27 protein-coding genes are annotated in these 25694 nt (G+C 66.7%); 6 read left to right on the top strand and 21 right to left on the bottom strand.

The window, feature by feature from the left end; genetic code table 11:
- Positions 1–83: 83 nt before the first annotated feature.
- The gene (locus AC5RU7_RS06465; protein ID WP_494051573.1) at positions 84–428 is read right to left on the bottom strand and encodes a hypothetical protein; all 345 of its coding nucleotides are present in this window, start codon (positions 426–428) and stop codon (positions 84–86) included.
- Between the two features lie 142 nt (positions 429–570).
- Here AC5RU7_RS06465 and AC5RU7_RS06460 point away from each other — a divergent pair, with 142 nt between their 5' ends.
- A complete protein-coding gene (locus AC5RU7_RS06460) occupies positions 571–1806 on the top strand; it encodes a heparan-alpha-glucosaminide N-acetyltransferase domain-containing protein (RefSeq protein WP_494051572.1) in 1236 nt (411 codons plus the stop codon).
- 59 nt (positions 1807–1865) lie between these two features.
- Here AC5RU7_RS06460 and AC5RU7_RS06455 read toward each other — a convergent pair whose 3' ends face one another.
- The 7 genes from AC5RU7_RS06455 to AC5RU7_RS06425 all read right to left on the bottom strand — a co-directional run bounded on the left by AC5RU7_RS06455 (position 1866) and on the right by AC5RU7_RS06425 (position 7413).
- On the bottom strand, positions 1866–2348 hold the full coding sequence (locus AC5RU7_RS06455) for a hypothetical protein (RefSeq protein WP_494010430.1): 483 nt from the start codon (positions 2346–2348) through the stop codon (positions 1866–1868).
- A 2-nt stretch (positions 2349–2350) separates the two neighbouring features.
- On the bottom strand, positions 2351–3121 hold the full coding sequence (gene dapB, locus AC5RU7_RS06450; protein WP_494051571.1) for a 4-hydroxy-tetrahydrodipicolinate reductase: 771 nt from the start codon (positions 3119–3121) through the stop codon (positions 2351–2353).
- Positions 3122–3245: 124 nt separating this feature from the next.
- Entirely contained in the window at positions 3246–3734 is a 489-nt protein-coding gene (locus AC5RU7_RS06445) for a molybdenum cofactor biosynthesis protein MoaE (protein WP_494010432.1), read from the bottom strand.
- A complete protein-coding gene (locus tag AC5RU7_RS06440) occupies positions 3724–4254 on the bottom strand; it encodes a MogA/MoaB family molybdenum cofactor biosynthesis protein (RefSeq protein WP_494010433.1) in 531 nt (176 codons plus the stop codon). Before AC5RU7_RS06440 ends, AC5RU7_RS06445 begins: the two co-directional genes overlap by 11 nt.
- Entirely contained in the window at positions 4251–4745 is a 495-nt protein-coding gene (gene moaC / locus AC5RU7_RS06435) for a cyclic pyranopterin monophosphate synthase MoaC (protein WP_494051570.1), read from the bottom strand. Before moaC ends, AC5RU7_RS06440 begins: the two co-directional genes overlap by 4 nt.
- Complete coding sequence (locus tag AC5RU7_RS06430; RefSeq protein WP_494051569.1) at positions 4733–5974, bottom strand: molybdopterin molybdotransferase MoeA; 1242 nt, start codon at positions 5972–5974, stop codon at positions 4733–4735. Before AC5RU7_RS06430 ends, moaC begins: the two co-directional genes overlap by 13 nt.
- Positions 5975–5997: 23 nt before the next feature.
- Positions 5998–7413, bottom strand: a complete 1416-nt coding sequence (locus AC5RU7_RS06425) for a molybdopterin-dependent oxidoreductase (RefSeq protein ID WP_494051623.1) — start codon at positions 7411–7413, stop codon at positions 5998–6000.
- A gap of 309 nt (positions 7414–7722) precedes the next feature.
- Between AC5RU7_RS06425 and moaA the strand changes: the two genes are divergently transcribed.
- The 3 genes from moaA (at position 7723) to AC5RU7_RS06410 (ending at position 11122) form a co-directional block, all read left to right on the top strand.
- Entirely contained in the window at positions 7723–8844 is a 1122-nt protein-coding gene (moaA, locus tag AC5RU7_RS06420; protein WP_494051568.1) for a GTP 3',8-cyclase MoaA, read from the top strand.
- 6 nt (positions 8845–8850) lie between these two features.
- Complete coding sequence (locus tag AC5RU7_RS06415; protein ID WP_494051567.1) at positions 8851–9117, top strand: MoaD/ThiS family protein; 267 nt, start codon at positions 8851–8853, stop codon at positions 9115–9117.
- Positions 9118–9268: 151 nt separating this feature from the next.
- Positions 9269–11122 carry an HNH endonuclease signature motif containing protein gene (locus AC5RU7_RS06410; protein ID WP_494051566.1) on the top strand — a complete coding sequence of 618 codons (1854 nt, stop codon included), beginning with the start codon at positions 9269–9271 and terminating at the stop codon, positions 11120–11122.
- A gap of 35 nt (positions 11123–11157) precedes the next feature.
- On the opposite strand, the gene AC5RU7_RS06405 is transcribed toward AC5RU7_RS06410, so the two are convergent.
- The 10 genes from AC5RU7_RS06405 to truB form a co-directional block, all read right to left on the bottom strand.
- On the bottom strand, positions 11158–11835 hold the full coding sequence (locus tag AC5RU7_RS06405; protein WP_494051565.1) for a DUF1579 domain-containing protein: 678 nt from the start codon (positions 11833–11835) through the stop codon (positions 11158–11160).
- 89 nt (positions 11836–11924) lie between these two features.
- Positions 11925–13268 carry a M16 family metallopeptidase gene (locus AC5RU7_RS06400; RefSeq protein WP_494051564.1) on the bottom strand — a complete coding sequence of 448 codons (1344 nt, stop codon included), beginning with the start codon at positions 13266–13268 and terminating at the stop codon, positions 11925–11927.
- A 112-nt stretch (positions 13269–13380) separates the two neighbouring features.
- A complete protein-coding gene (locus tag AC5RU7_RS06395) occupies positions 13381–15639 on the bottom strand; it encodes a polyribonucleotide nucleotidyltransferase (protein WP_494051622.1) in 2259 nt (752 codons plus the stop codon).
- A gap of 240 nt (positions 15640–15879) precedes the next feature.
- Positions 15880–16149: a 30S ribosomal protein S15 gene (gene rpsO, locus AC5RU7_RS06390; RefSeq protein ID WP_494010440.1), complete on the bottom strand. Its 270-nt coding sequence runs from the start codon at positions 16147–16149 to the stop codon at positions 15880–15882.
- A gap of 181 nt (positions 16150–16330) precedes the next feature.
- Positions 16331–17590: a kynureninase gene (locus tag AC5RU7_RS06385; RefSeq protein ID WP_494051563.1), complete on the bottom strand. Its 1260-nt coding sequence runs from the start codon at positions 17588–17590 to the stop codon at positions 16331–16333.
- Positions 17587–18441, bottom strand: a complete 855-nt coding sequence (kynA, locus tag AC5RU7_RS06380; RefSeq protein WP_494051621.1) for a tryptophan 2,3-dioxygenase — start codon at positions 18439–18441, stop codon at positions 17587–17589. Before kynA ends, AC5RU7_RS06385 begins: the two co-directional genes overlap by 4 nt.
- Positions 18442–18530: 89 nt before the next feature.
- Positions 18531–19514, bottom strand: coding sequence for a bifunctional riboflavin kinase/FAD synthetase (locus AC5RU7_RS06375; protein ID WP_494051562.1), 984 nt, complete (start codon positions 19512–19514; stop codon positions 18531–18533).
- A gap of 78 nt (positions 19515–19592) precedes the next feature.
- Positions 19593–20048: a hypothetical protein gene (locus AC5RU7_RS06370; RefSeq protein WP_494051561.1), complete on the bottom strand. Its 456-nt coding sequence runs from the start codon at positions 20046–20048 to the stop codon at positions 19593–19595.
- Positions 20049–20067: 19 nt separating this feature from the next.
- Positions 20068–20421 carry a hypothetical protein gene (locus AC5RU7_RS06365; RefSeq protein WP_133349922.1) on the bottom strand — a complete coding sequence of 118 codons (354 nt, stop codon included), beginning with the start codon at positions 20419–20421 and terminating at the stop codon, positions 20068–20070.
- Position 20422: 1 nt separating this feature from the next.
- On the bottom strand, positions 20423–21361 hold the full coding sequence (gene truB / locus AC5RU7_RS06360) for a tRNA pseudouridine(55) synthase TruB (protein WP_494051560.1): 939 nt from the start codon (positions 21359–21361) through the stop codon (positions 20423–20425).
- Positions 21362–21426: 65 nt separating this feature from the next.
- Here truB and AC5RU7_RS06355 point away from each other — a divergent pair, with 65 nt between their 5' ends.
- On the top strand, positions 21427–22590 hold the full coding sequence (locus tag AC5RU7_RS06355) for a pyridoxal phosphate-dependent aminotransferase (protein ID WP_494051559.1): 1164 nt from the start codon (positions 21427–21429) through the stop codon (positions 22588–22590).
- A gap of 12 nt (positions 22591–22602) precedes the next feature.
- On the opposite strand, the gene trxA is transcribed toward AC5RU7_RS06355, so the two are convergent.
- Both trxA and AC5RU7_RS06345 read right to left on the bottom strand, forming a co-directional pair.
- Positions 22603–23040, bottom strand: coding sequence for a thioredoxin (gene trxA / locus AC5RU7_RS06350; RefSeq protein ID WP_494010447.1), 438 nt, complete (start codon positions 23038–23040; stop codon positions 22603–22605).
- A 2-nt stretch (positions 23041–23042) separates the two neighbouring features.
- Positions 23043–23528: a nucleoside deaminase gene (locus tag AC5RU7_RS06345; RefSeq protein WP_494010448.1), complete on the bottom strand. Its 486-nt coding sequence runs from the start codon at positions 23526–23528 to the stop codon at positions 23043–23045.
- Between the two features lie 182 nt (positions 23529–23710).
- Between AC5RU7_RS06345 and AC5RU7_RS06340 the strand changes: the two genes are divergently transcribed.
- Positions 23711–24862 (top strand): ScyD/ScyE family protein, encoded by a 1152-nt coding sequence (locus AC5RU7_RS06340; protein ID WP_494051558.1) that lies wholly within the window; start codon positions 23711–23713, stop codon positions 24860–24862.
- A 90-nt stretch (positions 24863–24952) separates the two neighbouring features.
- Here AC5RU7_RS06340 and rbfA read toward each other — a convergent pair whose 3' ends face one another.
- Entirely contained in the window at positions 24953–25462 is a 510-nt protein-coding gene (rbfA, locus tag AC5RU7_RS06335) for a 30S ribosome-binding factor RbfA (RefSeq protein ID WP_494051557.1), read from the bottom strand.
- Positions 25463–25694 lie beyond the last annotated feature (232 nt).

Here is a 25694-nt window from a genome sequence, read left to right as displayed (position 1 = left end):
GCGGAACCAGCTGCCGGGCTGGCGGCAGGCATTCTGCGCCGGCCCGCTGCCCTTCCCGGGACACCGGGAACCCCCGGCGGGGTTTAATCCCGCGGGGAATCGCAGTAGCGTCCCACAGCTGCCTGCCGGAGGCCCTCCGCCCAGGAGGCCAGCCGCTGGGCCGCCCTGACGTAATGGAACAATTCCAGGGGCGTCAGTGCCTCAATGTCAGTCTCGGCGAGGCGGCGGGCCAGCTCGGCCCCCTCCGGCTGGCTGGAAAGGCTGATGCCTTCCTGTTCCCACTGGACATCTTCGGCCGGCCGCCCGGCGACCATCTGCCGGAAGAGGAAATCCACCACTCCCGGACTCATGGCTTTGAGGACACCGGCACTCCCGGACTCGATGCCTTCTGGCCCGTCTCCTGGGATACCTCGCATTGGGGTGTGCATGCCGCCCATAGTATTCGAACATATATTCGAATACAAGGCTCCGCCGGGCCCTGCCATTTCCACTCCCCCTGCGCCGCTGCAAACGTTGTTGCACCGTGGCACTTGACAGCTAGTTCAAAGGCAGGTGTGAGACGATCGGCTCATGAGCTCCCGCACCCCGGCCAAAGCCTCCCGGAAGACCCGGGGCGCGTCCGTTCCCGCACGGCTCTACGGCATCGACGCTGCCCGCGGCCTGGCACTGCTGGGAATGATGGCCACGCACCTGCTGCCCACCTTCGAGTCGAATGCGGACCTCACGCCCACCTGGATCGGCCTGACGTTTTCGGGCCGGGCCGCCGCGTTGTTCGCTGTATTGGCGGGGGTGGGGCTCGCCCTGTCCACCGGAAAGCACAAGCCCCTGGACGGCGGCGAACTCTCAGCCGCGCGCCGGGGCGTTGCCCTGCGCGCCCTGGTGATTGCCGCCGTCGGACTCACGCTGGGCGGGGTGGAAGTAAGCCTGGCGATCATCCTGGTCCATTACGCCGTGCTGTTCCTTTGTGTCCTGCCCTTCCTGGGCCTGCGGCTGAAGCATCTCTGCGCCTGGGCCGCGGCTTGGATCCTGGCGTCCCCCGTACTCGCCTACCTGCTGCGGCCTTGGCTGCTGGCCGCCGAACCGCCGCTAAGGCTGGGCCACAACCCGAAATGGGAAGACCTCGGCACACCCGGCCGGCTGCTCGCGGACCTGTTCTTCACCGGCTATTACCCGGTGTTCCAGTGGCTTTCCTACCTGCTGGTGGGCCTGGTGATCGGCCGCCTCATGCTCCACAAGGCGGTGGTTCCGGTGGTGCTCCTGGTGCTGGGGTCGGTAGTGGCCGTGGCAGCCAAGGCCCTGGGTGTGACGGCGATGGAAAGCTGGGGCGGGCGGGCCGCGCTTGAGCAGGTCCTCAATTCGCCCGGCTACCCGCTGGACAGCGTGCTCCAGGTGAACCTGACGGGCATCCCGCAGGAAGGATCGTGGTGGTGGCTGGCGTCCGCTGCGCCGCACTCGGCAACTACCTTGGACCTGCTGCACACTTCAGCCGTGGCAGCGGCCGTCATTGGCGCCTGCCTGCTGCTGGGACGGCTGGCCGAATGGGTGGACCTGGACCTGCTGCTCCCGCTGCGCGGGGCAGGCGCCATGACGCTGACCCTGTACACGGTGCACGTCTGGGTGGTGTCCGGGTTCTACCTCAAGCCGCTGCCTGCCGGCTGGACAGAGGACGGGATGTACTTTGCGCACGCGGCGACGGCCATCATCGTGGGCATGGTGTTTGCGGTGTTGAAGTGGCGCGGTCCGCTGGAATGGGTGGGCCACGCGGCGAGCCAGGCAGGCCGGGGCGAGCTCAAGGCCCTCCGCTGAGTTGAGCGTCCCCGGGCCGCCCGCGCGGCTGCCCAAGCCGCTACGACACGCGCAACCTGCTACGAAGCCGGAACCTTGCCGCGGAACAGCCGGACGGCGTCGCGCATGGATGCCCTGGCACGCTTGCGGTCCCCGGCGGCGTCGTAGGCGCAGCTCAGCCGGAACCAGGAGCGCCAGTCATCAGGTGCGGCTTCAGCCTCGGCCCGGTACTTCTCAAACTCGGCATCGGCTGCTGCCCGGACGATCCGGCCGCCGGGAGTGCGGGGCAGTTCGTCCACGGGCAGGCCGCCCTCGGCCTCCAGCACCTTTGCCATCTGTTCCGTGCGGGCGCCGAACAGCAGTTCCCGGATCAGGGCCCACGCGCCGATAACGGGCAGCACCAAGTACGCGGCGCCAATGGCCTGGGCCGCCAGGTTTCTGTCCGTCAGGAGCAGGATGGAACGCTGGAAGGACACCACCAGGTAGAAGACCAGCAGCAGGGTCACCGCACCCACCCAGATCTTGGTGCGGTTCTTCCGGAAAGCCGCCAGGAACCCGCCCATGGCTAGATTCCCAGGTCCAGGTAGCCGTCCAGGCCCACGGTGAGGCCGGGATGGGCTGCCACATTCCGCACGCCCAGGAGGACGCCGGGCATGAAGGAAGCGCGGTCGTAGGAATCGTGCCTGAACGTCAACTGCTCACCGGGACCGCCCAGCAGGACTTCCTGGTGGGCCACCAGCCCGCGCAGCCGCACGCTGTGCACCCGCACGCCGTCCACCTCGCACCCCCTGGCGCCGGCCAGTTCGCTGGTAGTGGCATCGGGGCTGGGCGGAACCTCGGCGGCACTGCGTTCAGCGGCGATCAGCTGCGCGGTGCGGACGGCCGTGCCAGAGGGCGCATCCACCTTGTCCGGGTGATGCAGTTCGATGATCTCCACGGATTCGAAGTACTTTGAGGCCTTCGCAGCGAACGCCGAGGCGAGGACTGAGCCCACGGCAAAGTTGGGGGCGATGAGCACACCGGTTTCCGGGTGTTCGGCCAGCAGCGCCTCCAGCGCGGAGAGGCGGCCGGCGTCCCAGCCCGTGGTGCCCACAACGGCATGGATCCCGTGTTCAACGGCGAACCGGACGTTTGCCTCGGTGCTTTCCGGCACTGTCAGGTCCACCAGGTACTGCGCTCCGGCGGCGGTGACCTGGTCCAGGGAATCGCCCCGTCCCAATGCTGCGACGAGCTTCATGTCGGGTGCGGCTTCAACGGCTTTCACGGCTTCGGCGCCCATGCGTCCGTTGGCGCCGAGCACGGCCACCAGCTTGGGATCGGAGTGTTGTTGGGTCATGCCTTAACCCTACCGGCGGGCCTGCCGGGGCAAGGAACCGGAGGGTGTGCGTTACCTCGCAGGACGCACATGGAAACTCACGGCGTGCCGTGAGTTTCCATGTGCGGACCCAGCGGAGGTGGGTTCAGGCGCCGGCGCCGACCCACTCCACCGTTCCGTCCGAGAAGAACTGTTCCTTCCAGATGGGCACCTGTTCCTTGATCCGGTCCACCAGCTCCGAGCACACGGCGAAGGCCTGGCCTCGGTGGGCTGCAGAGACTGCACAGACCAGTGCGGGGTCGCCGATTTCGAGCATGCCGATCCGGTGGGCGGCCCAGATGCGGACGGGTTGTGCCGCCGGGTCTCCGGTGCCTGCGTCCCCGGCTGTGCCGGACGCCGCGTCTTGCTCGGCCACAAGGCGCGCGACGACGTCGGACATTACCTGATGTGCCGTGGGGTGCGCACTGTAGCTAAGGCGGTTGACCTGCTTCCCGCCGTCGTGGTTGCGCACGACGCCGCTGAAGCTCACCACGGCGCCCGCGGTATCGCTCTCCACGGCGGCGATCGCTTGATCTACGGAGATTGGTTCCGCGCTTAGGACGGCGGAAACCACCTCGAATGCTTCAGTGCCCATGTCCGCCTTCCAGTTGGTCGCAGAGGTGTCCGATCACCGGGTCCAGGACGGCCAGTCCGTCCATGACCCCTTTTGGTGAGCCGGGGAGATTAACAATAAACGTACTCTTGGCCGCACCGGCATACCCGCGGCTCAGGGCTGCCAGCGGCGTCTTCGCGGCGCCGGCACGCCTGATCGCTTCCATGATGCCGGGGATCTCGCGGTCCAGCAGGGGAAGCGTGACTTCGGGGGTGCGGTCGTCCGGGCTCAGGCCGGTCCCGCCGCTGGTGATGACGACGGCGGGACGTTGGGTCAGGAGGGCGCGGATGGCGGCGCCCACAGGCTCCCCGTCGGGGACCACCATGGCGGGGTACACGTCAAAGCCGTGTTCAATCAGCCAGTCGGAAATCACGGGCCCGGTTTCGTCGTCGTAGATCCCGGCGGCCGCCCGGGTGGAGGCGATGACCACCCCGGCTTTCCGGCCCTGGACCTCGCCGTGCCGGTGCGGTTCGGGAGCACTGTGCGTGGCATGGATGGTCACAGGGCCCAGTCTCCACTCTTGCCGCCGCTCTTGGCCAGCACCTTGATGTCGGTGAGAACGGCGTGCTTGTCCACCGCCTTGATCATGTCGTACAGGCTCAGGGCGGCCACCGATGCTGCGGTGAGCGCCTCCATCTCCACGCCGGTGACTCCGCGCGTCTTCACGGTGGCCACGATGATGACGGACTCCGCGGCCAGCTCAAAATCCACCGTGACCTTGGACAAAGGCAGCGGATGGCACAGCGGAACCAGTTCGGGAGTCTTTTTCGCGGCCATGATCCCGGCAACCCTCGCGACGGCCAGGGCATCACCCTTGGGAAGCCCGCCGGAGCCGAGGAGGCCCATCACCTCCGCTGTGGTGTTGACGGTTGCGGTGGCCGTTGCCTCGCGGGTGGTCTCTGCTTTGGTGGAGACGTCCACCATCTGGGCGCTGCCGTCCTGGCGAAGATGTGTCAGGGCGCCGGGGGTTTGTTCTGAATTCACAGCATCCATACTTCCACCTCATCCCCGGCAGCGAGGGCGGCTACGCCCTCGGGAACATGCACCAGCACATTCGATCCGGCCAGGGCGTGCATCAAGTGCGAACTTTCGCCGCCCTCAAGCTGCACCGTACCGTCGGGCCGGAGCCTGCCGCGCCGCACCTGGTGCTTGTGTTCAGGCGACGTCAGCGGGTGGCCCAGGCGGGCCCGGACCGGCATCCGGGCGGCCGGTGCACCGAGCAACTGCGAGAGGGCTGGGCGGAGGAACATTTCGAAGGAGACCAGGCAGCTCACGGGATTGCCGGGAAAACCGAGGAACGGAGTGCCCTCAAAGGTGCCGATTCCCTGCGGGCCGCCGGGCTGCATTGCCACGTGCAGGAATTCCACCGGCTGGTCCGCCATCGCCTGCCGGACCACCTCATAGGCGCCCTTGCTCACTCCGCCGGTGGTGACGATCAGGTCCGCCCTGGCCCCCTGGTTCCGCAGCAGGGTGTGCAGTTCTTCGGGATTGTCGGTGGAGATACCTGCGCGCAGGACCCGCAGCCCCGCCTGGGTCATGGCGGCTTCCAGGAGCGTGCCGTTGGAGTCGTAGATCTTGCCGGCCGGAAGGTCCCGGCCCGGCTCCACTACCTCGTCCCCGGTGGTGACCAGCAGGACGGTGGGCGACTGGTAAACGGTGACCTCGGGGACGCCGAGGGCGGCCAGCAGCCCCAGCTGGGCAGGGCCGAGGAAGGTGCGGGCGGCCAGGGCCTGCTGCCCCGCCGCAATATCGCTTCCAACCTCGCGTACATAAGTGCCAGGGGCGGCGGCAGGCAGCTTTACCCACCCCGCGCCGCCCGGCGGAAGGAAATGGTCCGGGCTGGCCCGTTCAATAGGTACGACGGCGTCGGCACCTTCCGGGATCATCGCGCCTGTCATGATGGGCGCCGCGGTTCCGGCTTCCAGGGTTGCGGCGCCGGCGCCCGCCGGAACGGGAGCCGCGACGCCAAGTTCCCTACCGCCGTCGGGCACGTCGCTGGAGCGGATGGCGTATCCGTCCATCTGCGAGTTGGCGAAGGGCGGGAGGCTGATTGGCGCCGTGAGGTCCTCCACGAGGCCGCGCCCGAGGGCCTTGGACAGCGGGAGGAGTTCAGTCCGGGCGGAGTCCCGTAAGGGGCGAAGGAGTTCCGTGACGGCTGCCAGGTGGCTGTCGGTGGACCTTGCCCGGCCCTTCTGTGGGCCGTGCGGGTACGTGCTGGTCATGGATGTGCCTTCGGTTGCGGCCGTCAGGGTTTCACGTCCACTCTAACCGTGTGGAAACCGGTAGCCCCGTCGGGCGCCACCGGCCGCTGCTCCTCGTCCTGGCTTGCGCCGCGAAGATCCGTGGCACGCACCTGCACCTCGTACTGCCCCGGAACCAGGTCCACCTCCAGCGTCCACTGGTACCAGGTGTCCACGGAGATGCCTGGTGCGAGCCTGGCTTCCCGCCACGGGCCGCGGTTGACGCGGAGTTCCACTTTCCCAATGCCGATGTGCTGCGCCCAGGCGACGCCGCCGAAAGTGACGGTGCCAGCCGGCACGGACCGGCCCCCGCGGGGCACGTCGATCCTGGACGAGGTCTTGATGGGGCCCCGCTCGGACCAGCCGCGCGGGGTCCAGTAGGCGGCGTCGTCGGCAAACCTGGTGACTTTGAGTTCGGTGACCCACTTGGTGGCCGAGACGTATCCGTAGAGCCCTGGCACCACCAGCCGGACAGGAAAGCCGTGCTCAAGTGGCAGGGGCTCGCCGTTCATGCCGACGGCGAGCAGCGCGTCACGGCTGTCCGTCAGGACCTCCAGCGGGGTGCCGGCGGTCCAGCCGTCGGCACTGCGGGAAAGCACCATATCCGCTCCGGGGCGGGGTCCGGCTTGGGCGAGAAGCTCCCGGACGGGCCAGCCCAGCCAGCGGGCGTTGCCGATCAGATCACCGCCCACCGGGTTGGAGACGCAGGCGATGGTCACATGACGCTCGATGAGGGGCTTGGCCAGGAGCGACGCGAAGTCCAGCTCCACTTCTCGTTCAACCATCCCGGTGACTCTCATAACCCAGGTGTCCGGATTGACTGCGGGCACGGACAACGCCGTATCGATGCGGTAGAAGTCCCGGTTGGGAGTGACCAGGGGCTGCATCCCCTCCACTCCGGCTTCAGCGCCGGCAGGTATGGGCGGGGCGGCCGATGCTGCTGCCGGCAGCCTCAGCCGCTCCCGGGCGTCATGCACTCCTGCCGTGGCGCCGCGCCAGGCTACAGCAAGGACTCCGCCCGCCGCGGTGGCAAGCGCACCACCTCCAAGGTTCCGCAGGAACCGGCGCCGCGCGGTGCCTTCCGTTCCTGCCAAGGCTGCCGCGTCAAGCCTGCGGACCAGGAACCGCAGCAGTACGGCCGCCAGGACGGCAGTCGCTGCCGGCAAGGCAAGTGCTGCGGGCGTCAGTTGCGCCCTCGTCAAAACCGCGGCCACTCCCACCAGCCCAAAGACACCCACCACCGCCACGCTGGCGAAGCGCCGCCTGGCCTCGAGGTTCCCCGCCACCGCAGCGAGGGCCGCGATAACCAGGCCCATGCCAGCCAGAAGGGCGGCCTTGTCCGCTGTGCCGAACAACGCCACCGCCCAGTCCTTGACACCCGGCGGGACAGCGTCGATGACGGCGCCGCCTACAGCCGTCATCGGCGACAGGGAAGGGCTCAGGATGCCCGCCAGGAGTTCCCCTAGCACCACTGCGGCACCGACGGCAACCACGCCGGCGGCGGACGCAAAGCGGCGGCGCTGGCGTTCCGTGAACTGTTGCTCCACGTTGGCAGCCACGGGCCCTTCAAGGCCCGTGCCGCCGTCGTGCGCTGCCTGCTGCTGCCGGGAACTGTCCACATGTCCAGCATAGGTTTGCGGGTGGCCGCAAGCGCCGGTGTGTTTCGGAATGGTCCTGCTGGGCGCGGACACGAATGTGATCTACAGCCCATCGTGGCGTAGCCTGATTTCATGAGTGTCCAGCTAGGCATGCCGCAGCCGCGGGAGGATGCCGGACTGTCCGTGCCGGCAGCCCGTCCTGCCGGCGCGGGCGCCGGACTTGTGGACCGCTACGGGCGCCGTGCCACTGACATGCGGTTATCCCTGACGGACAAGTGCAACCTCCGCTGCACGTACTGCATGCCTGCAGAGGGCCTCGAATGGCTCGCGAAGCAGGCGGTCATGTCCGCCGCCGAAATTGTCCGCATTGTCCGGGTCGGCGTTGAGCAGTTGGGAGTCCGCGAACTGCGGCTGACCGGTGGTGAGCCGCTGGTGCGGCACGACCTGGTGGACATCATTGCGGAACTGCGGCGGAACCATCCTGACCTGCCGATCTCCATGACCACCAACGCAGTGGGGCTTGCCAGGAAGGCCGCGCCGCTCAAGGCCGCCGGACTGACGCGCATCAACGTGTCCCTGGACTCGCTGCACGAGGAAACATTCACCAAGCTGACCCGCCGCCCGTTCCTGGACCAGGTCCTGGCCGGGGTGGATGCGGCGTGGGCGGCCGGGCTTGGTCCGGTCAAGCTCAACGCGGTCCTTATGCGCGGCATCAATGACGCCGAAGCGCCGTCGCTGCTCGCCTGGGCGCTGGATCGGGGTTACGAGCTGCGGTTCATCGAGCAGATGCCGCTAGACGCCGACCATGGCTGGACCCGCCGCAACATGATCACCGCGGCCGAGATCCGCGGGCTGCTGTCTTCCGACTTTGTCCTCACCCCCGATCCGCGAGCCCGAGACGGTGCTCCCGCGGAACGCTTTGAAGTACGACGGCGGGCGGCGGGGTCTGCTGCTCCTACGGATGGCCCCGTGCTGGGAACAGTCGGCATCATTGCTTCGGTCACGGAGCCCTTCTGCTCGGACTGCCGCAGGACCCGCATCACAGCCGAGGGCAAGATCATGAGCTGCCTGTTTTCGCGGGAGGAATTCGACCTCCTGGGCCTCCTGCGGTCCGGCGCCAGCGATGACGACCTCGCCCGCCGGTGGCAGGACGCCATGTGGCTCAAGCCAAAGGCCCACGGCATGGACCACGTGGGACTCGACGCTCCGGACTTCGTCCAGCCGGACCGCAGCATGAGCGCCATCGGGGGCTAGCAGTTTATGAACGTACGTTACTTCGCTGCCGCACGTGCAGCCGCAGGCCTCGAGGAAGAGAAGTTCGACCTGCCTGAGGGCACTACGGTGGCCGGGCTGCTGGAGGCTATACAGTCCGTGGAGCGGCCGGAACCTCCAGCCGGTACCCCTTCGCTCCCCCGTATCCTCTCCCGGAGCAGCTTCCTGCTCAATGAGGTGGCGGTGCGCGACCAGTCAACCGTTGTGAGGCCGGAAGATGTGATTGACGTGCTGCCTCCGTTCGCCGGCGGATAAAGCCCGCAACGCGCCTTAGTTCCGCACCGCGCCTTATTTCCGTAGCTGCTCCGTAGCCGCCTGTGGACTATCCGCCCGCTGGTCCTGCCGCGGATCAGGCCGCTGAAGCGATGCGGGCCAGAATGTCAGTGCCTCCGGCGATGATTCTCCTATGGGAAACGGCGCAGCCACAAACGGCGCGATCACAGCAGCACCGATGGAAGGTGTTTTTGCCACCATGGCTGCCATCAACGCGCTGTTCCTCCTTGACGCCCGTCTGCAAGATCCCGAGAACTCCGGCACGGGCACGGATGTGCTCCAACGTGCCTACGAGATCCGGCTGGACCGCCTGGCTTTGATAGCAAAGCTCGAGGCGCAGGTCGCCGCCCTCAAGGCCCGCGACGCCGCCCAGTCCCTCGACCTGCAGCAGGCCCTGACCCCACCCGACGCCTCCACCCACGACCGCACCTACACGGAAATATCAGCGGTGGAAGAGCTCGCCGGGATCCTGACCATCAGCGCCGGGGCCGCAGGGGCGTTCCTCACCCAGGCCCGGCGGGTCTGCTCCCTCCCCTCCGTCTACGGGAATCTGTCTTCGGGGGCGTTGTCCTGGCAGGGCGCCAAGATCATCGCTGACGAAACAGAGGCCCTGCACCATACCGCCGCCGTGGCCCTCGCGGACCACTTCCTGGACCCGGACGCACCGAACCCGGCCCGGGGCTGCCCCGCCACCGCCCTCGTACCGTCCCGGCTCCGGGCCAAGGTCCGCGCCTGGCGCGAACGCCACCACCCCGACTCCATCGAAAAACGCCACGCTAAATCCGTGGCCGACCGGCGGGTCGAGTTCCACCGGGACCGTGACGGCATGGCCTGGATCTCCGCCTACCTCCCCGCCGACTCCGCCACGGCGATCTGGAACAAAAACACCGCCATCGCCCGCGGCCTCCAAGGCCCCACCGAGACCCGGACCCTGCCCCAGATCAAGGCCGACGAGTTCGCCCGCCGCCTCCTCTCACACACCACCACTAGCAGCACAGCCAACGCAGACAGCGCAGCCAGCGGCGCGAACATAGCAGGCACCCTGGAGAGCGGTGCGAACACGGCAGTCAACCAGGGCAATGAACAACTTGCTGTCATCGGAGAACACATACCCGATGCCTTCATCGGGGTCGCCACACTCTCAGGCTCCGACGAACTGGCAGCGGACCTCAGCATTCCCGACAGCCTGGCTGCGCCCTCCCACCAGCCCAGCGGCACTGCCGGCAGCTACAGCAATATCGCGACCACCCCAATTGAGGGCGACTCCAGCCTCGGGAAAGTCCCGACACCCCGCGCCGACGTGCTGGTGACCGTCCCCGTGTTCGCCCTGATCGGCCAAACGGACGAACCAGCCAGCCTCGACGGATACGGCCCTATCCCCGCGTCCATGGCCCGCAAACTCCTCACCGACGGCGCTGACTCCTTCACCCGGGTCCTCGTCGACCCCCGCGACGGCGCACCCCTCGAGATAGGCCGCACCAGCTACCGGATCACCAAAGCAATGCGACAAGCCCTGACCCTGCGGGACGGCAAATGCACCTTCCCCGGCTGCAACAACAACTCCCTCGACAACGAAGCCGATCACCTCACCGCCTGGCAACACGGCGGAACAACCGGCATCAGCAACCTGGCACAACTCTGCCCAAAACACCACCGCCTGAAGCACAACAGCGGCTGGGCACCCGCGCAGGCAACAGAAAACCAACCACCCGGTTATACGTCACCCACCGGCCGACACTACCCAAGCGAACAACCAGATTGGGAACCACCTCAATGGCCCCCCGGGATGGACCTCCACGATATTCCTCCGGACTCCCTCACGTGGGACGACGCAGCTTGGGACAGCTACTACTCCACGCCCTCCATCCTGCTGGCGGATCCGGACAGGGACTGGGACTCGAGCGCAGAAGCCCTCAAACTCTTGGCCATGCAAGACCCAAACCCCAGCAACCACCTGACGCCATGCGCGTCTCCTAACCCGATATGACAACGGCGCTCCGCAGCCCCGGCAGCACGGGCATGTCATCCTCTGGTGAAAATCGACGTCATGAACGGGGTGTAAGCCGAGCCTGTGCCATCAGCGCCGGCATTTTCAGCGCTCCCTCCGCCGGGTTGCGTCTTGGAAGGCTCGCGTGACCTCAATTCCGTGACATGAGTCAGCACGTCGCCGTCGAGGCGCACGGAGTGGCGGGTCCAGCCGGCACTGCCGTGGCGCTCCACCCGGAGCACACCCCCGCGCCATGTGCAGCGGTCCGGAGCCGCCGGCACCGGTTCTGTCGTGTCCGCGTGGTACCAGAGAACATCAGGGTGGTCGGGGTCCACCGTGAACATTCCGTGGCCTTCGAAGTGCGTCCCGTCCGGCTCCCGGTGGCTATAGGTCTGCACAACGCCGAAGCCACTCGCCACCCGCCGGTAGGTAACGTCCGCCTCCACCGTACGTTCTGGCCCCCACGGGCCGGCAGCCAGGCGCGTGCTCCCCCGCCAGCGGCCGAGGAGCCCGCGCAGCGCAGGATGGTCGGCAGGATGGACACCGGTGGGACGGCCGCCGGCATGCGCCGCAGCAGCATCCCTGGCAACGGAACGGGTGTCGGCGGAATGGGCGTCGGCGGAATGGCCGCCGGCGGCGTTGATGTCGGCGGGGTTGATGCTGCCGGGGTCGTCTTGGCCGGTGTTGTCCGTGCCCGACAGGGGTTCGTCCACGCCCTTCACCCCTTACCGCAAGGCGTCAGCCCTCTGCCGAACGCCGGATGCGCTCATCCTATGCCCAGGCACGAATGTGGCGGCAGGGGTCAGAGTCCGAAGGTTTCCGTCTCCTCGAAGGGGCCGACGACGGTTACGGTCCGCGGTGCGGCGGCAAGTTCGGCTGCAAGGTCCTGAACCTGCTCGGCCGTGACGGCCTTGATCAGGCGAAGGGTTTCGTCGATGTCCTGGTATTCCCCGGAAACCAGTTCGGCGCGGCCCAGCCGGGACATCCGTGAACCGGTGTCCTCGAGGGCCAGGACGATGCCACCGCCAAGCTGTCCTACCGCCTTGCGGAGCTCCTCGTCGGAGATCCCGTGCTCGGCGAGCTTGTCCAGCTCAACAGCCAGCAGGTCCAGCACCTGCCGGACTTTGGACGGGGTGCACCCTGCGTACATACCGAAATAGCCGGCATCCGCGTAAGAGGAAGCGAAGGAGTAGGTGGAGTACACCAGGCCCCGCTTTTCACGGATCTCCTGGAAAAGCCGGGAGGACATGCCCCCGCCCAGGACAGCGTTCAGGACGCTCATGACGTAGCGTCGCTCGTCAGTGGCAACAATGGTGGGACAGCCCATGATGATGTTGGCCTGCTCGACGGCGCGCTTGACCACATGCAGCCCGGCGGTACCCGTGATGAGCGAGGGCTCGGTGGAACGCCGCTTAACCGGCGAAGCGCTGGCCTCGAGCGACCAGCCGGCTGATTCCAGTGCGGTGATGACGAGGTCGCACACCACGTCATGCTCCAAGCCGCCGGCAGCCGTAATCACCAGTTCGTCCGGCCGGTAGTAGCGGCGATAGTGCTCCCACACGGAGTCGCGGGCCACAGCCTTGATCGCGGCAGGCGTTCCGCCGATGGGACGGCCCAGGGGGTGGCTGCCGAGCACGGCGGATACGAAGTGCTCATGCGCGACGTCCGTTGGATCATCGCTGTCCATGGCGATCTCTTCGAGGATGACGTCCCGTTCCTGCTCCATCTCAGCGGGGTCGATGACCGCACCGGTGATCATGTCCGCAATCACGTCGATGGCCATCGGCAGGTCGGTATCGAGCACCCGGGCGAAGTAGCAGGTGCTTTCCTTGGCGGTCGCGGCGTTTGATTCCCCGCCCACCTCATCGAACGCTGACGCGATCTCCAGGGCCGTGCGGCGCTTGGTGCCCTTGAACAGCAGGTGCTCAAGGAAGTGCGTGGACCCGTGCTGGCCGGGGGCCTCGTCGCGGGAGCCAACGCCCACCCAAAAGCCGATGGTGGCTGACCGCTGCCCCGGCATGGCCTCCGTCAGCACCCGCACTCCCCCGGGCAGCACGGAACGCCGGACTTCGGAGCCGCCGTCGGAACCGTGGACCAGGGTGTCGCCGCGGTGGTTCTGCTCAAGAGGCAGGGGTACAACAGTCATTGAGGCCTTTCAGGACGGGCAGCCGGATCTGGCTGCCATCGTAACAGCGGCGGGGCCGGTGGATCATCCACCGGCCCCGCCGATTCATTGCTTCTGCCGGAGACCGGAGCTGTTAGACCTCGGCGCCTTCAGCAGGTTCCGTGGTGTGGGCGCGCTCGGTCTCAGCCGCACCTTCCTCCTCGGCCACCACAGGGGCGAGCGAGAGCTTTCCGCGGTCGTCGATCTTGGTGATTTCCACCTGGACCTTCTGGCCGACGGAAACCACGTCATCCACGTTGTCCACGCGCTTGCCGTTGGCCAGCTTGCGCAGCTCGGAGATGTGCAGGAGGCCGTCCTTGCCCGGGGTCAGCGACACGAACGCACCGAAGGTGGTGGTCTTGACGACCGTGCCCAGGTAACGCTCGCCGATCTCGGGGACCTGCGGGTTGGCAATGGCGTTGATGGCGGAACGTGCTGCCTCGGCAGACGGACCGTCGGTGGCGCCAATGTAGACCGTGCCGTCGTCCTCGATGGAGATGTCGGCGCCGGTGTCTTCCTGGATCTGGTTGATCATCTTGCCCTTGGGGCCAATGACCTCACCGATCTTGTCCACGGGGATCTTCACGGCGATGACGCGCGGTGCGAACTCGGAAAGCTCATCCGGGGTGTCGATCGCCGAGTTGATGACCTCCAGGATGTGCAGGCGTGCTTCGCGGGCCTGCTTAAGGGCTGCTGCCAGCACCGATGCGGGAATGCCGTCGAGCTTGGTGTCCAGCTGGATGGCTGTGACGAACTCGGAGGTACCGGCAACCTTGAAGTCCATGTCACCGAAGGCATCTTCGGCGCCGAGGATGTCAGTCAGGGCTGCGTAGCGGGTCTGGCCGTCCACCTGGTCGGAAACCAGGCCCATGGCGATGCCGGCGACGGCGGCCTTCAGGGGCACACCGGCGTTCAGCATGGACAGGGTGGAGGCGCAGACGGAACCCATCGACGTCGAACCGTTGGACCCGAGGGCCTCGGATACCTGGCGGATGGCGTACGGGAACTCCTCGCGGGACGGCAGGACCGGCACGAGGGCGCGTTCTGCCAGGGCGCCGTGGCCGATTTCGCGGCGCTTGGGCGAGCCCACGCGGCCGGTTTCACCGGTGGAGTACGGCGGGAAGTTGTAGTTGTGCATGTAGCGCTTGGTCTTCACCGGCGACAGCGAGTCGATCTGCTGCTCCATCTTGAGCATGTTCAGCGTGGTGACACCCATGATCTGGGTCTCGCCGCGCTCGAAGATCGCCGAACCGTGGACGCGGGGCAGGACCTCGACCTCAGCCGTGAGCTGGCGGATGTCGGTCAGGCCGCGGCCGTCGATGCGGATCTGGTCCTTGAGGATGCGCTGGCGCACAACGTGCTTGGTGACCGAGCGGAATGCTGCGGACAGTTCCTTCTCGCGGCCTTCGAACTGGCCGGCCAGGTTGGCCAGGACTTCGTCCTTGAGGGCGTCAGCTGCGTTCTCGCGCTCCTGCTTGTCCGCAATCTGGAAGACAGCGGTCAGCTTCTCGATGGCTGCGGACTCCACGGCGGCGTAGACGTCGTCCTCGTAATCGAGGAAGACAGGGAACTCGACTGTCGGCTTGGCAGCGCGGGCGGCGAGGTCGGCCTGGGCGTCGCAGAGAGCCTTGATGAACGGCTTGGCAGCCTCGAGGCCCTCGGAAACAACCTCTTCGGTGGGGGCGGTGGCGCCCTGTTCCTTGATGAGGGCCCAGGAGTTGTCCGTGGCTTCGGCTTCGACCATCATGATGGCGACGTCGTCACCGGCAACGCGGCCGGCAACAACCATGTTGAACACGGAGTTTTCCAGCTGCGAGTGCTTCGGGAAGGCAACCCACTGGGAGCCGTTTTCGTCGGCAACCAGGGCAACGCGGACGCCGCCGATGGGCCCGGAGAAGGGCAGGCCGGACAGCTGCGTGGACATCGAGGAGGCGTTGATGGCCACCACGTCGTACAGCTCGTCGGGGTTGATCGCCAGGACGGTGACCACGATCTGGACCTCGTTGCGCAGGCCCTTGATGAAGGCGGGGCGCAGCGGGCGGTCCATCAGGCGGCAGGCCAGGATGGCTTCGGTGGACGGGCGTCCTTCACGGCGGAAGAACGAGCCCGGGATGCGTCCGGCGGCGTACATGCGCTCTTCGACGTCAACCGTCAGCGGGAAGAAGTCAAAGCCTTCGCGCGGGTGCTTGCCGGCCGTGGTGGCGGACAGCAGCGCGGTGTCTTCGTCGATGTACACCATGGCGGCACCGGCAGCCTGCTTGGCGAGGCGGCCGGTTTCGAACCGGACCACGCGCTTGCCGAAGCGGCCGTTGTCGATGATTGCTTCTGAGAACTGGATTTCGGGACCCTCCAAGAGAGTCACCTCCGTTTCTGTTTTACGGAAGTCCAGCCGCATCAACCTGGCCAGCATCTGTCTACTGGCCCTGCACCCGGTCATCGATCGAGACCCACGGGCCGGGACTTCAGTCGCTGAAGCCTTCCCGGGGATCACTACCGAGGACCGCGAATGCGTGATGCGGTTGATCCTCCTGTTTAGTTTTGATTGAAGAAGGCGGCCCGTTCCGTGCTGGAAAGGGCCGCCCCCGAAGTCTGACTAGCGGCGCAGGCCGAGGCGCTCGATGAGCGAACGGTAGCGGGCGATGTCGGTCTTCTTGAGGTAGCTCAGCATGCGCTTGCGGCGACCCACCATGGCCAGCAGGCCGCGCTGGGTGTGGAAGTCGTGCTTGTGCTCCTTCATGTGCTCAGTCAGATCCTTGATCCGCTGGGTCAGGACAGCAACCTGGACCTCCGGTGAACCGGTGTCGCCTTCTACGGTTGCGTACTCCTTGATGATGGACTGCTTTACAGCGGCGTCAAGTGCCACAATAACTCCTATGAAATGTGCCGTGAGGGCCCGGTCAGAAAATCACTGCCGGGTCTGCCGCCGGTGCCTGGCCCGGAAAACCGGGAGGGTCCGAACACGACAGGAACCAGCCGCCACGGACTGCAGCCGGATCCATCGTCAAGTTTACCGGCCCGGGCCTAACCTGTCGAAACAGTCGGTGTCAGTCCCGCAACCGGTCCCGGATGGCCGCCATTCCCTGCAGCACCTCCCGGAAGCTGGTGCTCAGGGGTGAGAGTCCTACCCGGATGCCGCGGGGCGAGCGGAAGTCGGGGATCACGTCGTCATCCCACAGCGACGCCACGGTGGCCTTGGTGAACCTGGGGTGGTCCACGGTGATGTGGCTTCCCCGCTCCCCCGGACTGCGCGGTGTTGCCAGTTCGGCGCCCAGCGGGGCCAGCCAGGCGTCGAAGATTTCGACGGCGAACGCCGTCAGCTTCTCCGACTTCGCCCGAATGGCAGCCATGGACGCTTCCTCGATCAGGTCGAGGGTTCCCCGCATGGCGAGCATTCCGAAGATGGCGGGGGTGCCGCTCAGGAATCCCCGGATGCCTGCCGCCGGCTCATACCCCATGGCCATCTCGAAGGCGTTCTTCCGGCCCATCCAACCCCAGATGGGCTGGTTCAGCGAGGCCAGGTGCCGCTGGTTGACGTAGGCGAACGCGGGAGAACCCGGACCGCCGTTCAGGTATTTGTACGTGCAGCCCGCTGCGAAGTCCACGCCCGCACCGTCGAGGTCAATCTCCACTGACCCCGCGGAATGGCAAAGATCCCACACCACCAAGGCGCCGGCGTCGTGCACTGCCTTGGTGATGGCGGGCAGGTCTGCCAAGTGTCCCGAGCGGTAGGCGATCTGGCTGAGAAGGACGACGGCGGTGCGGGGGCCGGTCGCTTCGCGCACCTGGTCGGCGGTCACCCCGGCGGCGGGGTCGGCTTTGATCCAGCGGAGCGTCAGGCCCTCCTCCAAAGCGATGCCTTCCACCAGGTAACGGTCCGTGGGGAAGTTCTCAGTGTCCAGGACCAGCTCGTTCCGGTCCGGGTCAGCCACCGCGGCCAGTGCAGCCCGGATCAGTTTGTAGAGGACCACCGTGGTGGAGTCCGCGATAATCGTCTGCCCGGGCGCAGCACCCAGCACGGCACGGCCCAGCTGGTCGCCGATGGCCTGCGGCAGGTCCAGCCATTCCTCATCCCACCCGCGGATCAGGCGCCCGCCCCAGCCCTCGCGGATGAACGCCGCGATGTCATCGGCCGTCCGCTTCAGCGGGCGGCCCAGGGAGTTGCCGTCCAGGTAGGACAGCGGGGTGTCGGTGCCGATGAAGTGGCCCCGGTAGCGTCCCAGTGGGTCCTGGCGGTCAAGCTCTTCGGCGCGCTGCTGCAGCGCCACGCCTTCTTCTTCCACCAGGGGCTGCTGCTGTGTGGTCATTGGCCGATCTCCGTCCTGACTGCGAATAACTCCGGGAAGAAAGTGAGTTCGAGGGCCTTTTGCAGGAAGGCGGCGCCGCTGGACCCACCCGTTCCGGTCTTCATGCCGATGGTCCGCTGCACCGTCCGCAGGTGGCGGAACCGCCACAGCTGGAAATTGTCCTCCAGGTCAACAAGCTCCTCGCAGGCCTCGTACGCGCTCCAGTTCTCTGCCGCGTGTTCGTAAATGTGCTTGAACAGCGGTACCAGTTCGGGGGTGAACTCGTGGGCGCGGCTGACATCCCGGTCCAGGACCGAGGCAGGGACGTCGAAGCCGTGCCTGGAAAGGTAGGCGAGGAATTCGTCGTAGATGCTGGGCGCTGCGAGGAGTTCGGACAGCATGGCAGTGGCCTCAGGATCGGATTCGAACACCGGAAGCATCTTGCGGTTCTTGTTGCCCAGGACGAATTCCACGGCACGGTACTGGGCGGACTGGAAGCCGGAGGAGTTGCCCAGGAAGCCGCGGAACTGGGAGTACTCGGTAGGGGTCAGGGTAGCCAGCACGGACCACTGTTCGGTGAGGGTCTTCTGGATGTGTTTGACCCGGGCAATGCCCTTCAGTGCCGAACCCAGGTCATCGTCACGGAGCCAGGCGGCGGCGCTCCGAAGCTCATGCAGCACCAGCTTCAGCCACAGCTCCGTGGTCTGGTGCTGGATGATGAACAGCAGTTCGTCGTGGTGTTCGGGCTTGCTGACCGGCTGCTGGGCACTCAGCAGGATGGGCAGCTGAAGGTAGGAGGCGTAGCTCATCCGGGAACTGAAGTCACGGACAATGCCTTTATCCAGCTTGCGGGTGTTCTTTTCGACGGACACGTACTGCCTTTCCATGCGGACCCCGGCAGCTTCCCGCCGGGACGGATGCAGCGGACCGGATGCGGCGCCCCGGTCTGGTCAACGTCTGGTCAGCGTTTGACCAGGAGGTCGTGGGCCTGGAGCACGTCCAGCTTCATCTGGTCCACCAGTGCTTCAGGCCCACGATAGGCCACCATCCCCCGAAGGCGCGCCACGAATTCCACAACTACTGTCTGGCCGTACAGATCGAAGTCCTCAACGGCCTCCTTGGGCCTGTCGATGACGTGGGCCTCCACCTGGCGGCTGACGCCGTCGAACGTGGGATTGGAGCCCACCGAGATGGCGGCTGGCCAGCGCTTGCCGGCCTGGTCCACAAGCCAGCCCGCGTAGATGCCGTCGGCAGGAATGAGGCCGCTGGCGTTGGAGGCGAGGTTGGCGGTGGGGAAACCCAGGGCCCGGCCGCGGGCGGCGCCATGCACCACTTCGCCGCGCATCCGGTGCCACCGGCCCAGCACGGCAGCCGCCGTGGCGACGTCGCCTTCCTGCAGCGCTTCGCGGACCCACGTGGACGAGCAGCGGCGGTCCTTGCCGTCGTCGTCATGCAGGGGGTAACCCTCGGAGCCGAACTCGCTGATCACCTGGACCTCGAAGCCGAACTTTTCGCCCAGGGCCTTCATGGTGTCCAGGTCCCCGGAATTGCCGCGGCCGAAGCGGGCATCATGGCCGATCACGACGTGGCTGGCGTGCAGGCAGTCCACCAGGTACTGCTCCACGAATTCCTCCGCGGTGAGACTTGCGAGGTCCAGTGAGTACTTCATGACCAAAATCGCGTCCAGGCCCAGCTCCCCGAGTGCCTCCAGCTTGTCGTCCAGCCCCATGATCAACTCGGGGGCGGACTCGGGACGATGGACCAGGGCAGGGTGGGGATCGAAGGTGACCGCTACCGCTTTGGAGCGGGTGAGGCGCGCCGTCCGGATCAGCTGGGACAGCACCTGCTGGTGTCCCCTGTGCACGCCGTCGAAGTTCCCAATGGTGACGACAGATGGGCCGAAGTCCGCCGGGACCTCGGACGGATCGTTCCAGATGTAGACCATCACCCTCGCCTTAGACTGCCTGCAGCATCAACATTCCGCAGCCGGACCGGCCGCGGAACTCTTCAAGGTTACCCGTATTCACCGTGCCCCTTTTCCCGGGGGCCGGCGCCGGTACAGCCACACCAGGCCGAGGATCGGCAGCAGGAGCGGGATGAAGCCGTAGCCGCGGCCGAACAGGGACCACACGGTTTCATGGGGGAACGCCACGGCATCGAAGACGCTCAGCGCCCCCACCACCAGGACGCCCACAAGTTCCACCAGCACGGCGGCGACGGACACTTTGAACCAGGTGCTGCCGGCCTTCGCCAGGGAGACCGTGGCTATCACATAGACCAGGGCCGCGAAGGCGGACAGCAGGTAGGCAAGCGGGGCCTCGGAGAACTTGGTGAGGATCTGGTAGCCGGCGCGGGCAGAGGCCGAAATGGCAAAAACGGCGTAGACGGCGATAAGGAGCCGTCCCGGGCCCGTGTTGCGTGTATTGCGGGAGGTGCCGGCGGGTGCACTGCCGACGGCGGCTGATTGCTGGTCATTCACGTTGCGTGCTTCTTCCACTTCAGTACCAGATCTGGTTCATGCGGGCGGCCATCACCAGGGCCGTCACACCGACGGCGGCCAGGACGAAGTTGCTCCATCGCGTCCGTTCCAGGATGGACCAGTAGACGGCAGCCGGGGGCAGGAGCATGGCCGTGGCAAGGTAGCCCCAGAACTCCCACGCCTCGCCCGCGATGGGTTCCCCGGCGATGACCCGGACGATCGAACCCACAAGATAGACAACCAGGGCGAGTTCCACGGCGGCCACCGAGAGGATGGTGACGTCGTTGGGCGCCTTCTTCATAATGCCGGCCACCAGGCAGATGGCGGTGGACAGCAGGCCAACCGCCAGGATGATCCAGAAATACGCGTCCAACCTAGGCCTCCCCCGCTGCCGCCGCCGTGGGTGCGCCGTTGCCGGGTGCGAACACCAGGACCGGCTTGGCGTAACTGCCGGCGTCAGCAAGCAGTGCCACCAGGCTTCCGTCCGGGGCGAAAGCGGCGGCGGGATGGTCGGGCGTGGCGGCGGAGGGGCTCCCCGGTTCCGCTCCGGCGGCAATGCGGCGGCCGAACGAGATTTCCGTGGTTTCCTCGGGGGTGAGCTCCCGGTTGGGCATCAGCGCCCGCGCCGCCTGGGACATTTCCACGACGTTGAGCTCCTCGGCGAGCTGTTCGAGGGTGCGTGCCTGCTCAAGGGAGTACGGACCAACGTGGGTCCGCCGGAGCGCCGTGAGGTGCCCGCCGACGCCCAAAGCGTTGCCCAGGTCCCTGGCGAGGGCGCGGATGTAGGTACCTGAGGAGCACTCCACCGTTACGTCCACATCCACCACGCCGGCTTCGTCATCCCGGCGGATGCCGTGGACCTCGAAGCGGTGGATGGTGACGGGGCGGGCTGTGAGCTTGACGTCCTCACCGGACCGGACCCGCGCATAAGCACGTTCGCCATTGACCTTGATGGCGCTGACGCTGCTGGGCACCTGCTGGATGTCCCCCGTGAGCGCTGCGACGCCGTCGTGAATCGCCTGCTCGTCCACGGCGGCGGCGGAGGCCGTGGCAGTCACTTCACCCTCGGCGTCGTCCGTCACTGTGGACTGCCCAAGGCGGATGGTGGCCGTGTAGGTCTTGGAGGTGCCCACGATGTAGGTGAGCAGCCGCGTGGCCTTGTTGATGCCGACCACCAGGACGCCGGTGGCCATTGGATCAAGGGTTCCCGCGTGCCCCACTTTCCGGGTCCCTGCGAGGCGCCGCATCCGGCCAACCACATCATGGCTGGTCCATCCCTGCGGCTTGTCCACTATCACCAGTCCAGAAAGCACGCCTACCAGTATATCGGCGCAGGCTGGGGCGCCGGTGCAGGATGGCGGCAGCTAGGATGGCAGGCATGCCCGAGCTTGCCGCCCATGTCCGCGACGTGCCCGTCAACCAGATCCGTGAGATCACCGAGGCGGCGTGGCGCACCCCCGGCGCACTGGTCCTGAGCATCGGGGAGCCGGGCTTCCCGCTCCCCCGCCACGTGCTGGACGCCGGCATGGCGTGCCTGGACCGCGATGAAACGAACTACACCCCCAATGCAGGTATTCCTGACCTGCGCGAAGCCTTCGCCGCCAGGTTCCGGGAACAGCAGGGCGTGGATGTGGGAGCCGACCGGGTGTACGTCGTGGCGGGCGCTCAGCAGGGCCTGCACCTGGCCATGAGCCTGCTGCTCTCCCCCGGCGATGAAATCCTCATCCCCAACCCGGGCTACCCCACCTTCGCGATGACCGGCCGGCTCCTGAACGCCGTGCCCGTGGGGTACCCGCTGTACCCCGGGCATGGATTCCAGCCCCGGCCGGAGGATGTCGAAGCGCTCATTACGGACCGAACCCGGGTGCTGGTGCTGAACTCACCGTCCAACCCGCTCGGTGCCGTCCTGGGCGGGGACCTGACCCGCGAGCTCATGGACCTGGCCCGGCGGCATGATCTCTGGGTCATCTCGGACGAATGCTACGAGGCGTTCACCTACGACGTGCCCCACATCAGCCCGGCAAGGTTCGACGGCGGCACGCCCGGCGAAGCGCGGGTCTTCACCTCCCTGACCCTGTCCAAGACTTATGGGCTCACGGGCCTTCGGGTCGGGGCGCTGGTGTGTCCGCCGGAGTTGAAGCAGCAGATGGACAACGTGATGGAATCCATCGTCTCCTGCGTCGCGGCGCCGCCCCAGTACGCCGCACTCGCTGCCCTCACCGGCCCCCAGGACTATGTGCAGCACGCCCACCGGCACTACCGGGAGAACCGCGACGCCGCCTCCGCAGTCCTTGACGCCAAGGGCATCCCGTACCTCCAGGCCCAGGGCGCCTTCTACCTGTGGGCGGATATGTCGCACGCCAGTGGTGGCGACGTGCGGGCATGGGTGCGCCGGTTCCTGGCGGACGCCGGTGTTGCCCTGGCCCCGGGCACTGCTTTTGGGTCGATCGGCGAGGGCTGGGTCCGGATTGCCCTGTGCGGACGGAAGCAGGAACTGCTGGAGGGGCTATCGCGCCTGCCGGCGAGGCCCGGCCTGGAGTAACGGCCCCGGCCGCTAGCGTGCCGCGCCGCTGAGGGCTCCGTCAAGCCAGGAGCGGAGCACCTCTGCAGGCGCCGCGCCTGCCTGCCGGGCGGCAACCTTTCCGTCCACCAGCACCATCAGGGTGGGGATCGCCTGCACATCGAACCGCCGCGACAGGCCCGGGGCCTTGTCCACATCGACTTTGACCAGCTTGATCCGGCCTGGCCGTTCGCGGGCGAGCTTGTCCAGGACCGGACTCACCATGCGGCAGGGCCCGCACCAGTCCGCCCAGAAGTCCACCAGCACCGGCACGCGTGACCTCTCGGCCACGGCGGCGAAGTCAACATCTCCGGCGTTGACGATCCAGGGCAGCCCGGCCTTGCAGTTGCCGCAGCGCGGCATCCCGGCTGCCTGCGCCGGAATCCTGTTGGTCTTGCCGCAGGAGGGGCAGGCGATGAGTGCGGGTTCCATGCCTAGTACTCCCTCCTTCCGGCGAAGGCGTCCCAAGCCTGGAAGGGGGCGCCCGACGTCGGGATGTCACCGCGGGTGACCGGCATCAGCTCCGGGCGGGCGCCGCTGAAGTAGTCGTAGAACAAGGCGTCATCGAACCCGGCAGCTGCGGCGCCGTGACGGTCAGCGGCGAAGTATACGCGGCCGATCCGGGCCCAGAGGGCGGACGCAAGGCAGAGCGGGCAGGGCTCGCAGCTGGCGTACAGCACCGCGCCGTGGAGGTCGAAGTTGGCTGTCGCCGAGGCGGCGGCGCGGATGGCCACCACCTCCGCGTGGGCGGTTGGATCGTTGTCCCGGGTGACCCGGTTGACGCCTTCGTGCACCCGCCCGTCGGCAGTCACCACCACCGCACCGAACGGCCCGCCGCCCTCGGCAACGTTCCGGACGGCCAATTCCACGGCCTGCTCAAGGTACCGCGTGGACTCAAGGTGCTCAGGTGCCTGGGTCATAGCTCGATCCTAGCCACCGCATCCCGGTTAGGGGATGAAATAGGGGGCGTATTAGGGGGAAAGTCCCGACGACATCTGTTCACTGCAGGCATAGTCTGGCGCCCTGGGGCTTCAGCTGTACTGCCTCCCCGTGGGGCACCCTCATCCCGGCCCGTTATAGGGCGCCAACCCCGGAGTACGCAATGAAGAGAAAGCTCACCTTGATCGCCTCCCTGGCCCTGGCAGCTGTCATCGCCCCGGCCGCACCGTCTTCGGCCTCCGACTGGGGCCACCACGGCGAGCCCTACGAGGAAGTGGCCACCGGCCTGGTCTCTCCCCTGCACCTGGCCGTCGGGACAAGCAAGTCCCTGTACGTGACGCAGGACTTCGCTGGCACGCTCAGCCGGATCGACAGGGACGGCGACGTCGAGGACATCTACCAGGCCCCCGAAGGCTTTGGCGTGGCTGGCGTGGAAACCCGTGGAACCACAACGTTCTTCCTGGAAACGGCCGGCGCCGGAGGTCCTGCGGAGGGCCTGAAGGGCTACCTGAAAGCCATCAGGCCGCACGGCGAGGAGCGGCTTATAGCCGACCTGGCGGATTACGAGCGGAAGAATAATCCCGATGGCAACCAGCAGTACGGCTTCGGAAGTGACGTCAGCGATCAGTGCCTCAAGGATTGGCCCGAAGCTTTCCCGGCCCGCTACAAGGGCAAACTCGACTCGAACGCCTATGCCACCGCGGTGCGGGGCAACACTGCGTACGTGGCCGATGCCGGGGCCAACGCGATCCTTGAGGTGAACATTCATTCGGGCCAGGTCAGCACCTTGGCTGTCCTTCCGCCCAGGCCCGCAGTCGTACCGGCAGGCCTGGTACTCCCCGTGGACATGGCGGGCAATACCTTCAACGTTCCTGCTTGTGTTGCCGGGCGGACGTATGCCTTTGAGCCCGTCCCCACGGACGTGGAGTTCGGCCCCGACGGATGGCTGTACGTGACGTCCCTGCCGGGCGGTCCGGAAATTCCGGAGCTCGGCCACCGCGGCGCGGTCTTCAAGGTGAATCCCTGGACCGGCCAGACAAAACTCTGGGTCGAAAACATCCTCAGCCCCACGGGCCTGGCTGTGGCCAACACCGGCGACGTTTACGTGGCATCGCTCTTCGGCAACGAGATCCTGAAATTCCACGCCTGGAAAGGACACCGCACCCAGTTCCTGGCAGTGAACCAGCCGGCCGACGTCGAAATCCAGGGCCGGACGCTGTACGCCACAGTTGACGCGCTGCCACCGATGGGCGGGCCTGAAGCGGCAGGACCGCCACCGGCCACCGGGCGCGTCATCAAGGCTGACATCCGGTAGGCACCTGCAGGAGGCATGCACAAAGGTTTCTGGGAAGCAGAAGGCCCGGACTGCATTCGCGGTCCGGGCCTTCTGCTGGGGTTTTCGGGGCTACTTGTTGCCGTCTTCGTCGAACTGGTCGGCGTCGTTGAGGTCGAGGTCCTCTTCGTCGAAGTCGTCTTCGTCGATCTCCACGTCAGGGGACGCATCGCTCTTGTAGGGGTCGGCGTCGCCGGCGTGCTTGGCCTTGGCAGCCAGGGCGGCCACCTCGGCGTCACGCTTCTTCGCTTCCCGCAGCAGTTCCTCAAGGTTGGAGGCGTTGACCGGAATTTGGTCGGCCACGAATTCAAGCGTGGGAGTCAGCCGCGCAGTGATATTGCGGCCCACCTCCTGCCGCAGCACACCCTTGGCCTTCTCCAGCCCCTTGGCAGCATCAGACTGCAAAGCCTGGTCCCCAAAGACGGTGTAGTAAACGGTGGCATGCTGAAGATCATTGGTCACACGGGCATCGGTAACAGTAATTCCTTCAAGCCGCGGATCCTTAACCTTCCGGCTCAGGGCCTCAGCAACAACAACCTTAATCCGCTGCGCCATCTTGGCAGCACGTGCCGGATCAGCCATGAACAACTCCTATAAGAAGAAAATGTGGGGGCGCACACAAAAGCGCCAATCGATGTGGGGCCCGGGAGTGGCATCTAAGGAGATGGCCGAGGGCCCCGAGCCGAGCTTGCGAGGGTTGGGAAGGCCAGCTCCGCTGCCGAAGCTGGGCGGCAAAGGATCGTAGATCCTTTGCCGCCCAGCGTAGGGGCGGGGCCGCCGGAAAATTCCAGCGGCCCCACCGGTAAAGCGGCAG

It is taken from the genome of Arthrobacter sp. K410C, from assembly GCF_059090105.1.
This window is presented reverse-complemented; position numbering and strand designations above follow the sequence as displayed.